The sequence below is a fragment of the Streptomyces sp. NPDC059828 genome, from assembly GCF_042731955.1.
Classification (GTDB): Bacteria; Actinomycetota; Actinomycetes; order Streptomycetales; family Streptomycetaceae; genus Streptomyces.
The window spans coordinates 35,575-49,885 of record NZ_JBHWIW010000052.1 but is presented as its reverse complement, the minus strand read 5'-3'; the positions used below and the strand labels follow the sequence as shown (position 1 = coordinate 49,885).

Annotated in this window: 5 protein-coding genes and 2 pseudogenes; 4 read left to right on the top strand and 3 right to left on the bottom strand. The window is 66.6% G+C overall.

The annotated features are described in order from the left end of the window. Window positions 1–46 precede the first annotated feature (46 nt). On the bottom strand, window positions 47–433 hold the full coding sequence (locus ACFV6V_RS26205; protein WP_385569488.1) for a hypothetical protein: 387 nt from the start codon (window positions 431–433) through the stop codon (window positions 47–49). Between the two features lie 462 nt (window positions 434–895). Here ACFV6V_RS26205 and ACFV6V_RS26200 point away from each other — a divergent pair. The 4 genes and pseudogenes from ACFV6V_RS26200 to ACFV6V_RS26185 all read left to right on the top strand — a co-directional run. Next, window positions 896–1,029, top strand: a pseudogene (locus ACFV6V_RS26200) (IS5/IS1182 family transposase); the annotation flags it as partial. 321 nt (window positions 1,030–1,350) lie between these two features. After that, window positions 1,351–2,631 (top strand): LamG domain-containing protein, encoded by a 1,281-nt coding sequence (locus ACFV6V_RS26195; RefSeq protein ID WP_385569486.1) that lies wholly within the window; start codon window positions 1,351–1,353, stop codon window positions 2,629–2,631. Between the two features lie 125 nt (window positions 2,632–2,756). Then, on the top strand, window positions 2,757–9,224 hold the full coding sequence (locus ACFV6V_RS26190; RefSeq protein WP_385569483.1) for an RHS repeat-associated core domain-containing protein: 6,468 nt from the start codon (window positions 2,757–2,759) through the stop codon (window positions 9,222–9,224). Between the two features lie 97 nt (window positions 9,225–9,321). Then, window positions 9,322–9,816 (top strand): SUKH-4 family immunity protein, encoded by a 495-nt coding sequence (locus tag ACFV6V_RS26185; RefSeq protein WP_385569481.1) that lies wholly within the window; start codon window positions 9,322–9,324, stop codon window positions 9,814–9,816. A gap of 523 nt (window positions 9,817–10,339) precedes the next feature. Here ACFV6V_RS26185 and ACFV6V_RS26180 read toward each other — a convergent pair. Both ACFV6V_RS26180 and rph read right to left on the bottom strand, forming a co-directional pair. Continuing rightward, window positions 10,340–10,715, bottom strand: a pseudogene (locus tag ACFV6V_RS26180) (tyrosine-type recombinase/integrase); the annotation flags it as partial. Between the two features lie 275 nt (window positions 10,716–10,990). Beyond that, window positions 10,991–13,588, bottom strand: coding sequence for a rifamycin-inactivating phosphotransferase (rph, locus tag ACFV6V_RS26175; RefSeq protein ID WP_385569478.1), 2,598 nt, complete (start codon window positions 13,586–13,588; stop codon window positions 10,991–10,993). Between the last annotated feature and the right edge of the window lie 723 nt (window positions 13,589–14,311).

Here is a 14,311-nt window from a genome sequence, read left to right as displayed (position 1 = left end):
CGGTGTGGCGACCCCCGTCCACGCGCTGGCGCAGGGCGACCGAGGCTCAGCCCTGCTGGCCCTGTCCCTGCTGGCCCTGTCCGGGCTGTCCGCCGCCCGGGACGCCACAGCCTCCGCCGGGGCCGCCGGGGGGCATACCCGAGGGAGCACCGCTCGGCATGCCCGACGGCGGGGCGCCGGTCGGCATCCCGGAGGGCATGTCGGTGGGGGCGCCGCTGGGAACCGCGGTCGGCATCCCCGAAGGCATACCGGACGGCATCCCCGACGGCGGCTGACAGCTCTGGTTGCTCTGGTTGCCCGAGGCACCACTGCCCGGGGACGACGACGAGGTGCCGCTCTTCGTGGACGAGGAGTCGTCCGAGCCGCAGGCGGTCAGCACCAGCGGGGACAGCGCCAGCAGGGCGACGGCGGGTACGAGACGTGCACGCTTCATGAGACACAGCTCCACAAGTCGAAGAGGACCCTGACACGGGCACTCCACCAACCCCACTTAGGCCGTTCTTAGGCCTGCTCTGTGCGCGGCCTGTCAATGGGGTAAAGCACAGCCCAAGCGACCCCTCCGACCTGCGGTTTCCGCTGCCGCCCCCGACGGCGGCCTGGTACAGAGCCGTGACAGACGCGAGTGGCACACGTCGCCGCGTCGGTGCGGACGGATCACCACTGCTTGCGCTCCGCCGGATGCCGGTCGGCTTGTCCATGCTCCCCAACACGCGAACCACACCCGGCATGACACACCCAACACGTTCAAGGGCTGTCCCGTAGCCATGGCTGCGGCCAGCGTCAGCCTCGTCAGGTGCGCGGGTTCCTCCACAGATGCCGCTCGCCCAAGGTCCCGAACCGCAGCAGTTCGACACGCTGATCACCGCATGCGCGAGGGGGCCGACCGGGTCCCATGGGCAGGCCTGGCGGGCTCCTACTGGAGGACCGAGTCCCATTGGTCGCCGCCTGCTGGCGCACAAACCTGACCCTGCGGCATTTCACTCACTGCTCGACATCTCAAGGTGCGCGGCCGACCGCAATATCGACCATTTCAGGCGGATCTAGGCCTGGCCTGCACCAGCCACTGGAAGTCAATTGGCGCCGGCCGAGGCCTCGGACTCCTCTTCGTCATATTGCCCGCCGCCCGCTGGTACGAGATCCAGGCACTTCACCTCTGAGCTGCATCCTTTGCGGCCATACGTGATCGCGATCACTTGACGTATCGCGAGTGCCTGCTCATATTTGAGCGTTCGATGTAAAGCATTTGTAAGACCTGGGGTGGGTTTTTGTGAGGGGCGGGGGGTGGCGTCGTGTGCGCCACAGAACATGCGGGTTGATCGCCGTGGCGGTTGCCGCGGGACTGTTGCAGCCGTGACCGATCCGGCCGAGCAGATCGGGTACGCCTCGACGACTGAGCCACCCATCAACACCAAGGACTCTTTCACCGTCTCTGGCTGGGTACTTCTCAAGGACGGATCGAAGACCCGGGTGGTGGCCTCTGCGCCGGGCAGCGCTTCCTCGGCCGCGTTCAACCTGTTCTACTCGGCTTCGGCGAAGAAGTGGGTGTTCAACAAGGCTGTCGCTGACTCGACCGCCCCTGCCTACGTCAGCGCGCTCGCAGAGGCTTCCGCTCCGCCACTGAACGTGTGGACACACCTGACCGGTGTTTTCGACACCAAGAGCGACACTGACAAGAGCAACGACACCATCCAGCTCTTCGTCAACGGCCGACCGCAAGGCACACCGGTGACGCTGGCAGTGGCAAACCCCTCCTACACGCCGTGGACATCCTCGGCGGGCATGACCGTAGGCGCGTCCAAGGCGGGCGAGTACTTTCTCGGCGGTATCGATGAGCTCGCGGTGTGGCAGCGAGCACTGACCCGGGACGACATCCGCACCGAGCACCAGCTTCAGGACGACGCCGGAAACCCGGCAACCGAACTGGTCGCCTACTGGGACGCCGCAGCTGCCGCGGGAGGCAAGATCGCCGATCCCACCCCGTATGCGCCTGACATGACACTTTCGGGCAGCGGCACGGTGTCGGACACGCAGCTGGGAGAGCTGCGGTTCGACGGGGAGACCGGCTACGCGTCGGCCACCGGACCGGTCATCGACGAGACGGGCTCCTTCACGGTGACGGCCAGCGTCAGACTGGACGGCGCGAAGTTCTCGGCCTTGCCGATCGGTGCCAAGGCGCACGTCTTCGGGCAGGCCACACCGGATGGCAAGGAATCGTCGTGGGCCCTGTGGGCGGAGAAAGTCTCCGCGGACGGCTACCTCTGGCGCTTCGGCCGCACCGCAACGGACTCCACCGGCGCGGTGCTCGCCACCAGTTCGGTTCCCTCGAAAGAGCCAGCCAGCACCGACACGTGGGTGCAGGTCACCGGCGTCTTTGACGCCACCGCAGAAACGGATTCGGGCTTCGGCAGGACCAGTCTGTTCGTTGGCGCGGTCAAGCAACCTCCTGGGACCGATGCGGCCTTCACCACGGCGCAGCAAGGCAAGGGGGAGATCGCCGCTGGTCGTGGCCCGGCCGGTGGGCGTCAGGGCAACCACCTACCGGGCGCCGTTCAGGAGATGCGGGTGTGGGCCGGAGCGATGACCTGGGACCAGGTCAGCTCCAAGGTCAACGGCGAGCCCGGACCCGAATAGCACGTACGCCCGGCGGCCAGCGCCGCCGGGCGGCACTCCCTTTCACAAACGTCCGATCAAGGTGCCGGCGTCGGCGCCTCAGCGTATGGCGCCCCATGGGCGGCTCAGCGAAAGCGAAAGAGACAATGAACCGGTTCCGACCGGCGGCCGGCGCGCACCGCCGCCGCAGATGGCCCGCGGCCTCAATCAGCACGGTCGCTGCCCTGTCCATGATCCCCGGTCTACTGGCTCCTGTGGCGTTCGCCGCCACGGTCGATCCGCTCGGCAAGCCGGAGATCACCAAGCCGCAGTCCGCCGATGTGTCCCCTTTCACCGCCGAGGTGAACAAGAAGGCCAAGGCAGTCAGGGCCGAGACGGCAGCCGCCCGTCGTGCGGATACCGCACGTGCCGAGACCGACCAGAACCGCAAGGTCACCTGGCCCACCACGGGTACCGCGACCCTCACACTCCCCGCCGCCGGTACGACGCAGGCAGCCCCGGGAGCACTTCCGATCACCATCACCGGGCCCAAGCCCGACAAGGGCAAGAAGACGCCCCAGCGGGCCGATTCGGTCACGGTGAACGTCCTCGATCAGAAACGTGCGGCCGAGCTCGGGGTCAAGGGCGTCGTTCTGACCGTCACCGGCCCTCGTGCCGGCGGACAGGCGGACCTGGGAATCGACTACGGTGCCTTCGCCTCCGCCTACGGCGGCGACTGGGCAGGCCGCCTGCAGGTGCTGCGCCTGCCCGACTGCGCCCTGACCTCTGCCGCCTCAGCGAAATGCCGCACCCGCAGCCCTCTCGAGCACACCAACAACCGCAAGAAGCAGAGCCTCAACACCAAGCTGACATTCACCACCTCCGCAGGCGCCACGGCACGCTTCGCCGCGCCCCGGCCCAGCGGACAGACCATGGTCCTGGCACTCGCTGCCGGCACCAAGTCGGGCGGCGGTGACTACAAGGCAACCCCGCTCGCCTCGTCCTCCACCTGGGAGGCCGGCGGATCGTCCGGCACCTTCACCTGGTCCTACCCGCTGCGCGTACCCCCGTCCGCCGCAGGGCCGAAACCTGACCTGAAGATCGCCTACGACTCCGGGAGCGTGGACGGCCGCACCGCGTCCACGAACAACCAGACGACGGTGATCGGCGAAGGCTTCGACATCACCTCCTCCTACGTCGAGCGCAAGTACGGCTCGTGCGACGACGACGGCCAAGCCGACAAGCACGACCTGTGCTGGAAGTACGACAACGCCTCCCTCGTCCTCAACGGCAAAGCCTCCGAGCTCGTCAAGGACGACAGCACGGGCAAATGGCGTCTGGCGAACGACGACGCATCCACCGTGACCGTCGCGACCGGAGCCGACAACGGGGACGACAACGGCGAGCACTGGACCGTCACCACCGGCGACGGCACCAAGTACGTCTTCGGACTGAACAAGCTCGAAGGAGCCAGCGCATCACAACGCACCAACTCCGTGTGGACCACACCGGTCTACGGCGATGATGCCGGCGAGCCCGGTTACGCGGACGGCTCCACCCTCGCCGGCCGGAACAAGAAGCAGGCATGGCGCTGGAACCTCGACTACGTCGAGGACACCCACGCCAATGCCATGTCGTACTGGTACACCGCCGAGACCAACCACTACGACATGCTCGGCGACGACAACAACGGCACCGCCTACACCCGCGGCGGCTACCTCAACGAAATCCGCTACGGCCAGCGGGCCGGCGCTCTCTTCTCCGCCACCCCCGCCGCATCGAACAAGGTCGTCTTCGGTTACGCCGAACGATGCATCACCGGCGACTGTGGCTCCCTCACCGACACCACCCGCGACAACTGGCCCGACGTCCCCTTCGACGCCGAATGCAAGGCGGACCAGAAGTGCACCGGCAACGTCGGCCCCACCTTCTACACCCGCAAGCGCATGACCGGCATCTCCACCCAGGCCTGGAACGCCGCCGCGGCACCCCCCGGCTACGAGTCCGTCGACTCCTGGGCCCTCAAGCAGGTCTATCTCGACCCCGGCGACACCGGTGACTCCACCGACCAGTCCCTGTGGCTCTCCGAAATACTCCACACGGGCAAGCGCGGCACCGACCTCACCCTTGACCCCGTCAAGTTCAGCCACGAGTTCCGGCCCAACAGGGTCGACGGCGCCACCGACGACATCCTCTCCCTCGAGAGGCCACGCCTGCGCACCATCACATCGGAAACCGGCGCGGAGACCATCGTCACCTACATGGCAGCCGACTGTCTCGCCGGTCAGACCATGCCCAAGCCCGACACCAACACCCGTCGCTGCTACCCGGTGTACTGGTCCCCGAACGGTGAAAAGGACCCGAGCCTCGACTGGTTCCACAAGTACCCCGTCATGAAGGTGGCCACCCACGACCCTGAGGGTGGATCCGAGGCGGTCGAGCACACCTACACCTACGCGGGCCCGGCGTGGCACTACAACGACGATCCGCTGGTCAAGGAGAAGGAGCGCACCTGGTCCGGCTGGCGCGGCTTCGGCAAGGTCACCCACCTCACCGGATTCGCCGACAGGACGCAGTCCAAGACCGTCACCGTCTACATGCAGGGCATGAACGGCGACCGCGTCCTGGGCAGCGACGGCAAGACCCCGGACAAGGACGCGCGCAAGGCGGAAACGGTCACGGGTATCAAGGCTCCCGCGATCACGGACGCCGACCAGTACGCCGGCTTCACCCGCGAGACCGTGACCTACAACGGCTCCCAGGAAGTCGGGGGCACCGTCAACGACCCCTGGTCCAAGCGCACCGCCACCCAGCACAAGTCGTACGCCGACACCGAGTCCTACTACGTCCGCACCGGCGCCAGCCACACCCGCACCAACATCACCACCAGCGGCACCTCGGTCGACCGGGTCCGCTCCGCCGTCACCACCTACGACGAACGCGGCATGGCCGCCACCGTCGAGGACACGGGCGACAACGCCGTCACTGGCGACGAGACCTGTACCCGAATCTGGTACGCCCGCAACGACGCACTCGGCATCAACAACCTCGTCTCCCGCACCCGGGTGACCGCAAAGCCCTGTGCCGTCAGCGATGACGCGCTCGATCTGCCCGCCGACTCCACACGCCCGGGCGACATCGTCTCCGACACCGCGACCGCCTTCGATTCCACGGTCTGGTCCTCAACGCAGACCCCGACCAAGGGCGAGGCGCAGTGGACGGGTCGAGTGAAGAGTTACACCTCCGCGAACAACCCGGTCTGGCAAAAGCTCGCCACCACCACCTATGACATCCTCGGTCGCCCGCTGACCGTCAAGGACACCAACGACACCCTCACATCGAAGACGACCTACGTCCCCGAAGCGAGCGGTCCGCTCACCGGCACCACCGTCGAGAACGCCAAGCAGCACATCACCACCACATCACTGGACTTCGCCACCGGCGCAGTGACCAAGGTGAAGGATCCCAACAACAAGATCAGCCAGAGCGAATACGACAGCCTCGGCCGCGTCACCAAGGTCTGGCTGCCCAACCGCTCCAAGGATCTGCGACAAGACCCGAACTACGTCTACGCCTACAGCGTCACCGCTGCCGCGCCCTCCTGGGTCTCCACCAGCTCCATCAAGGGTGACGCCAGCGGCTACAACACCACCTACGAGATCTACGACTCTCTGCTGCGCCCGCGACAGGTCCAGACACCCTCGCCGATCGGCGGGCGGCTGATCGGCGAAACCCTCTACGACGAGCGCGGACTCGCCGTTTCCGCCCAGTCCGATGTCTGGGACCAGCAGAGCGGCCCGACCGGCGCCCTCGTCGCGACCAACGGCGCTCAAGCCCCGATGCAGGTCGACACCACCTACGACGGCGCCGCCCGCGCCATCAAGGCGGAAACCAAGATCAAGGGCGTCCTCCAGTGGACCGTTGACACCACCTACACCGGCGACACGGTGACCACCACCGCACCGGCCGGCGGCCAGGCCACGGCCCAGGTCACCAACGCGCGCGGTCAGGTGACCCAGCGCCGCGAGTACGGCAGCACCGAACCGACCGGCAGCTACACGGCCACCGACTACACATACACGCCGGCCGCCCAGCAGAAGTCCGTCGAAGGCCCGGACGAGGCCAAGTGGTCCTACACGTACGACCTGTTCGGTCGTGCGGTCAGCTCCGACGATCCCGACAAGGGCACGTCCACGACGACGTACAACGAGCTCGACCAGGTCATCAGCGGCACGGATGCCCGCGGCAAGACACTCCTCTCCGAGTACGACGTCCTCGGCCGCAAGACGGGTTTGTGGGACGGCACCAAGACCGATGCCACCAAGCTCGCAGGGTGGACCTTCGACGCCCTGGCCAAGGGGCAGCAGGACACCGCCGTCCGCTATGAGAACGGCGTCGGCCAGACAACCAGCAAGGCCTATACCCAGAAGGTCACGAGCTACGACGCGCTTTACCAGCCAACCGGAAGCCAGCTGATCCTGCCCGCGAGCGACACCCTCGTCGCCGCCGGGGTCCCGCAGACGCTCTCCTTCTCCACTGACTACAACCTCAACGGCACCATCGGTCAGACGAGCAACCCAGCCGTGGCCGGGCTGCCTGCCGAGACCGTCGGAAACACCTACAACGCGACCGGCCAGCAGCTCAAGTCGCAGGGCAAGGCCCTCTACCTCCAGGGGGCTGTCTACTCCGAGCTCGGTGATCTGCGCCAGCTCACTACCGGCCAGGGCTCCAACAACCAGGCGTTCCTCAGCTTCGACTACGAACAGGGAACCCGGCGGCTCACCCGCTCCTACGTCACCGACAGCCTCCACAGCTACACGCTGCAAGATCTCAAGATCAACCAGGACGATGCCGGCAACGTCACCTCGATCTTCGACACCGCCACCCTGGGCGACACCACGAAGCCCGACTACCAGTGCTTCCGGTACGACGGCCACCGCCGCCTGACCGAGGCTTGGACCCCCAAGCTCCGCAACTGCGGTGCGGACGGCCGCACCACGGCCAACCTCTCCGGGGCGGCGCCCTACTGGAGCAGCTACACGTACACGGACTCGGGGCAGCGCAAGACCGAGACGGTGCACGCGTCATCGGGCGACAAGACCACCACGTACACCTACGGCACCACCGACGGCCAGCCCCACCCGCTGGCCTCGACCTCGGGCGCGAGGGCGGCGGCCTACTCCTACGACAGTTCCGGCAACACCACCAAGCGCCCCGGCGCCCAGGCGACGCAGACACTGACCTGGAACAGCGAGGGCGACCTCACCTCCACTAAGGAACCCGCAGCGGGCAGCAAGCCGGCCACCGGCACCAGCTACCTCTACGACGCGAGTGGCGAGCTCCTCATCCGCCGCAACACGACGGGCGACGGCGACACGGTCCTCTACCTCCCCGGAGGCAACGAGGTCCGCCTCACCACGAAGGGCACGACCAAGACCCTCACCGGTACCCGCTACTACACGGCGGCGGGCCAGACCATAGCCCTGCGCACCGGCACCAAGGGCAACACCGACACCCAATTGACCCTCCTCGCCGGCGACCACCACGGCACCTCCAGCCTCGCTATCGATGCCACCACCTTCGCGGTGACCAAGCGCTACACCACCCCGTTCGGCTCCCCCCGGGGCACCACCCCGAAGTCCTGGCCGGACGACAAGGCCTTCCTCGGCAAACCGGCCGACGCGACCACGGGCCTCACCCACATCGGCGCCCGCGAATACGACCCGTCCATCGGCCAGTTCATCAGCGTCGACCCGGTCCTGGCCCTCGACCAGCACCAGTCCCTGAACGGCTACGCCTACGCAAACAACACCCCTGTCACGTCCAGCGACCCCACTGGTACGTGGTGCGACGACTGCAATCCCGGATTCAGGTACGTAGACGGCGGCCGCCCACCGCAGCCCAAGCCCGACGGCGGCGATAGCGCGAGAGGCACCCACAACGGCGACGATGAGCCGACCCCTTCACCCAGCCCCGGGGCGCCTCCCTCGCCGGGTCCCTTCAATACTCAAATAGACGATCCTGCCCTGAACTTCCTGCGCTTCCTGCGCGGTCTGCTGCCACCCAAGCCCGACGGTCCGCTCGTCTCCGCTCTGAGTGGGGATTGGGACGAGACGTGGGCCAAACTGCGAAATGGCTGTCATCCAAGCCCGTCGAGTTCGTGCACGTTGACAGGTGCGGTCAGTGTCGGACCTGGTGGCGCACTAGGGTGGGCTGGAAAGGGGAAGTTTGCTAAGACACCCCCCCTTGCGGGCGCTCAAGCGATCAGAGGGAAGGTGGCCTATGGCTCCACTGACCTGAGCATGTCGGTTCAACTCCAGAGATTGATCGACAAGAAGCGTGGGGGCAACTATGGAGCCGCGCTCCTCGACGATGGGGAGATCGTCATAGGAAGATCTAGCGCCGCAATGCACGCCGAGGAGGAGCTCATACAGAAGGCTGGTAATAGAAAAATTACCCGCCTGTATACCGAACGTGAACCTTGCGCCAATAAGTGCATGGGGCTCACCGAGGATATGAATGTCACATGGAGCTACAAGTGGAACGGAGCAGACCGTGCATCGACGGACGCCATCCGAGCCAAAAGCAACAAGGATCTGGCAGCAGCGATACGCGACCTATTCAACTCTCCCTGACCCCTTGACTCGTTCCTTTAACCTATATGGCGCACCAGCTCTCGGCAGGGCGTAAGATGTCTAATACTCTACCCCTGACATCACTATGGGACTACCGATGAACGATTCCACAACCGACAATCAACCTCATTTTCATCTCACGCACTTGAGCTTCGAAGATGACGCATCAGGGATATCGCTCGAAGTTCCAGTACAAACGGTTGGGGGGGGCTATCGCGCCAGCAACTACTTGCAGCGCGTCACGATCGCGGGGCACGGGGAATGCATTCGTTTTGGATCGGTAGGGGCGTTCGGTAGTATACTTCTTGACCCCGTCGATGGTCGCATTGTGGAATCCGGAAGCGGATTGAGCGAAGTGACGCTAGTGAACTCTTCCCTGGATTGCTTTACGACTTCAGTCAAGGCGCTTATCAACCGCTTCCCGTTCTACTCAGTGGATTCTGACCCCGACGACTGGGAACGGGCGGCCCGCGATATCGAAGATTCCCTGAGGCGTATCGATTCAGATGCATATACCGAGGGGAGCTTTTGGTATGAGCTGAGGTGGTCTATCTCAATTGGGGACTTTGCGACTGAGGACTTGACGCACTGAGCTCATCGCCCACAGATCGTCCCCGACAACGATTTCGACCTCAACGTCGGTTGGGGCCTGGGCACAGGCCAAGTGCGGGTACTCGCCATGCAGAAGCGGGTCGTGACTCAACACGCAAACAAATCAGGCGGTTGGCGTCGGCGGCGTACCTGTCAGAATTGACAGGAACCCAGACCTTGAGGAACGGGCATCTCGACGGCCCACCAGCACCTGCGTGCCCGAACAGCAAATACCCTTAGCGGGTTCACGAAGGTGGAATAGATTAATCGACCACCTCTAGACGGGTGGCCTGGCTCTGCCCAGGTTCGGTCGCACTGGGCATAGCCCGGAACGGTGTAATACTCAGCCACCAGGCGCACAGTCTGGCTGACTAATTCTTCCAGAGGCCCCACGAGCCTCCTCAAGGCTCGTGGGGCCTGCCCCGGCCCGTATGCCACGGGGCAAGTACGGTGCAGGAAATGCCGTGTGCCTCATGACGAGGTGTGGCACCACCAACGCCCGCTGTTACCCCCACTTTTCAACGTCAGCGGACGAGGGCGGCGCGGAGTGGCGGTTCGCCGCCGTTGGCCGTCTCAGTGATCGCCGGACCGTTCAGCGCGGTGCCGAGGGCGTCGATGGCGTCTCGCTGAAGGCGGTGACGGATGTGAGCGTAGACGGTGGCGGTGACGCCGACGTGGGCGTGGTCCAGGAGTTCCTTGATCACGACAAGGTCGACGCCCTGCTCCAGGAACAGGTCAGCCGTCGAATGGCGCAGGTCGTGAAGCCAGATGCGGCGGAGCGTGGCGCGGATGAGGAGGTCGCGGAAGCGACTGGTGAGATTGGTGGGGTCGACAAGCGGTCCCGCCAGTTGGCGTGCTGAAGACGAGGCCGTTGCCCATCCAGCCCACTCCGGCGACCTGCTGCCCCGGCGGCATCTCGATCGCGCCTCTACCTGTGGTTTTCGGGAGGTACCTTCACGGTGGTACGCGTGCGTCGGACGGGAGATGCCACGGCGGTAGCCACATACGAGCTCCGCATGCTGCACGAGCCGGTACGTGGCGGCAGAGGCACTTCCCAGGTGAAGACAGCTGCGGGTCGTGTGCGCGTTGGTGGCGGTCGTGGGGCGGTCATCAACTGCTCGGCAGTGTGGCGTTGTTCGGCCGGAAGCTACGGACGGGCTTCCCGGTGTGATCGGTCAAGACAGGATCTCGACGTACCCCTCGGTTCCGTGCACGCGGATCCGCTGCCCGTCCCGGATCAACCGGGTGGCCCGCTCCACGCCCACAACGGCAGGCAGGCCGTACTCCCGGGCGATCACTGCGCCATGGGTCATCAGGCCGCCCACCTCCGTGACCAGGCCCGCGATTCCGACGAACAGCGGCGACCAGCTGGGGTCCGTGAAGGGCGTGACCAGGATGTCGCCCGCTTCGAGGTCGGCATCCGCCATGTCCAGGATGACGCGGGCCCTTCCCTCGACGGTCCCGGCGGATACCGCCAGCCCGGTCAGGGCGCCGGCCGGTACGTCGTCGCGCCGGTACGCCCCGGTGACGGCCTCACCGTCCGAGGTGAGCACCCGGGGCGGTGTGAGCGCGTGGTACGACCGGAACGCGTCCTTGCGCTGCTGGATGAGCTGGCCATCCACCTGGGTCGAGCGCACGACGTCGTGGAGTTCCTGGAACGTGAGGTAGAAGGCGTCCTCCTTCTCAGAAAGCACGCCGGCCTGCACGAGGCGCTCGGCCTCCTCCAGCAGGGCCTGCTTGTAGACGAAGTAGCGGCTGACGATGCCGTACTTGGGGTACTCCCGGTACCCGATGAAGGTTCTGACCCGGTCGATCATCCGCTTGGCCTCGTCGGCCTTCTGGTCCCCGTCCGGCAGGGCCCGCAGGCGTGACAGCACGTCCTGTTCCTTCTTCTGCGCCTTCCGCCGGCCTTGCTCGAAACGCCGTCCGGCGGCGCCCGGCTCGAAGTTCCTGACGTTGTCGAGGATCACCGGAACAAGCGTGGTGGGACGCTCGCGCCAACGTGGCCTCGTGATGTCGATCTCGCCGACGCAGCGCATGCCGTACCGGTCGAGATAGGCCTCTATGGCATCGCGCGCTTCGGTCCCGCCCGCGAGCTTCGCCAGCTCGTCCAGGAAGCCGTCGTCCTCGACACCCTGGAGGAACGCCACCACCTCCGGCTGCGCGCGGATCACGTCCGCGACGTCGAGCAGCGCCAGCCCCATCTCCGAGGTGACGTTGTCGGGGGCGGACAGCGTCAGCGTGTCAGCCGCGTTCTTCTCGCCCAGCCACTCCTGGAGCTTGTCGTTGAGCCACCACGTGGCCTCCATCCCCGCCATGATCGCCTGAAGGCTCAGCGGATCGCCGAGGACGCGCTTGTGTTCCTCGAAGGCCTCCAGCAGGAAGTCGAAGAGCGCCGGTCCGGTCTTCGTCCGGATGTCGCGCTCCAGGGCGGCGATGGACACCTGGCTGCGCCCGATCAGCTCGGTGACGAGGGCCGGATCGGTCTCGATCGGGGCGGGCGCACCACCGGCCGACAGCCCGCCGGTACCTGCGTCCGGGAGCGACGGGACGAATTCGTCGCGGTCGAGGACGGTCTCCAGAGCGTCCCTGATCAGCGGATCGCCTCTCCCTATGGCGTCCAGGAGGCCGGCGCGGCTCGCGGGCGAGGCCAGGCGGCGGGTGACGTCGACGAACAGCCTCCCCCCGGCCTCGTGCATCGGCACCATGGCCGTCAGCTGCCACATGGAAAGCCCCAGGGGCTTCATGGGGTCGGTCATCATCTGCCCGTGGCCGACGGAGACGTAGACGTGATTCTCCTGGTCGCCGGTCTCGGGGACGGGGAACAGTGTTGTGATCGGCCGGCTCTGAACGATCTGGAAGCCATCGTCGACCAGGCACCATTCGATGTCCTGCGGGCGGCCGAAGTGCGTTTCGATCCGCCGCCCGAGCTGCACGAGCCGCACGGCCTGCCTATCCGTCAGCGCCGGCTGCTCCTGCTGCTGCGAGTCGAGCGCCACTTCCTGCGTACCGCCGGCCGGCAGGGCGTGAACGGCACGCTGTTTGGCGGCGACCGCCTTCGCGACGACTTCGCCGTGCCGCACCTTGAAGACGTCCGGGTTCACCAGGCCGGAGACCAGGGCCTCACCGAGGCCGAAGCCGGCGTCCACGGTGGCGACCTTCCGGTTGCCCGTGACGGGGTCGGCCGTGAACAGGATGCCGGCCGCATCCGGGAAGACCATCTGCTGCACGACCACGGCCATGTGGACCGTACGGTGGTCGATGCCGTTCCGCTGGCGGTAGGTCACGGCCCGCTCGGTGAACAGCGAGGCCCAGCACCGGCTGACGTGCCGGAGGATCGCCGTCGGCCCCACGACGTTCAGGTACGTGTCCTGCTGGCCGGCGAAGGAGGCCGTCGGCAGGTCCTCCGCCGTCGCGCTGGAGCGGACGGCGTAGGCGGCCTGCTCGCCGTGCCGGGCGAGCGCGCGCGTGATCGCCGCCGCCAGATCGCCCGGGACGGCAATCCCTTCGACGGTCCGGCGGATCTCCGCGCTGAGCGTGCGGATCGCCTCGCGGTCGTCCGGGTTCACACGCGACAACTGATCGAGCCGATCGTCGATCGACGGCGCTTGCGCCAGGATCCGCCGGAAGGCGTCCGTCGTCACGCAGAAGCCACCCGGCACGCGGATGCCTTCGATCCGCGACAGCCCGCCCAGGTGCGCGCCCTTGCCGCCGACGACCGCGACCTGCGTCTCGTCGGCTTCTTGAAGATCCCACACGTACTGCTCGCTCACTGCGACACCTCCGAGGCGGCCGTGTTCCCTCGCACTGCGGTGGCCGATCGGATCACCGGCGCCTCCCACTCTGTACAGCCTCCTGTCGCACACATCCTCATCGCTGGTCGCCGCCCTCTGACGAGTCGACCCGCCGCGCCGCCCGGTCGGTCGGCGCGCACCCCCCGCACCTCCGCGCCGAGCACCCGCAACGGCAACCCCCACCCCTGACACGACGTCACCGCGCCCCCGTACATCGACAACAACACCCTCACGCCGTGCCCCCATCTCCGCTGCTTGCGGCATCGGCCGACGATTCTGCGCCGTGACCCGGGCCTTGCGGCAAGCCCCCCAGCGCGCTATAAGTTGAGAGTGGCAAGGAGAGAGCTCTCCTTGCCTTTGCCTTTTGCCGCCCAATGGAACGGACATCCCGCGAAGCGGTGGCGCGCCGCATACGGGTAGGCGGCGTCGGCCAGGCGGATCTCCCACCGGCCTACGGATGCAACCGCGGCACCAGAAGTTCTTCTCTTGTCGGCCGCCCCGACCACGGCCACGATCAACGGTCACCGCCGCGGCCCCAAGCAGCAAGAACCGCTCTGCCACACCCACGCCTCCACGAGGCGGTGTGTCCAAAGCCCGCCCGCCAGGAGACGGCGCGGTCGGTGCCCCATCCGCGATGTACGCCGCCCCATGGCCGGCCCGGCGAGCCACCGCCCTGTAGGACACGGCCGGGTCCAAAGGTCC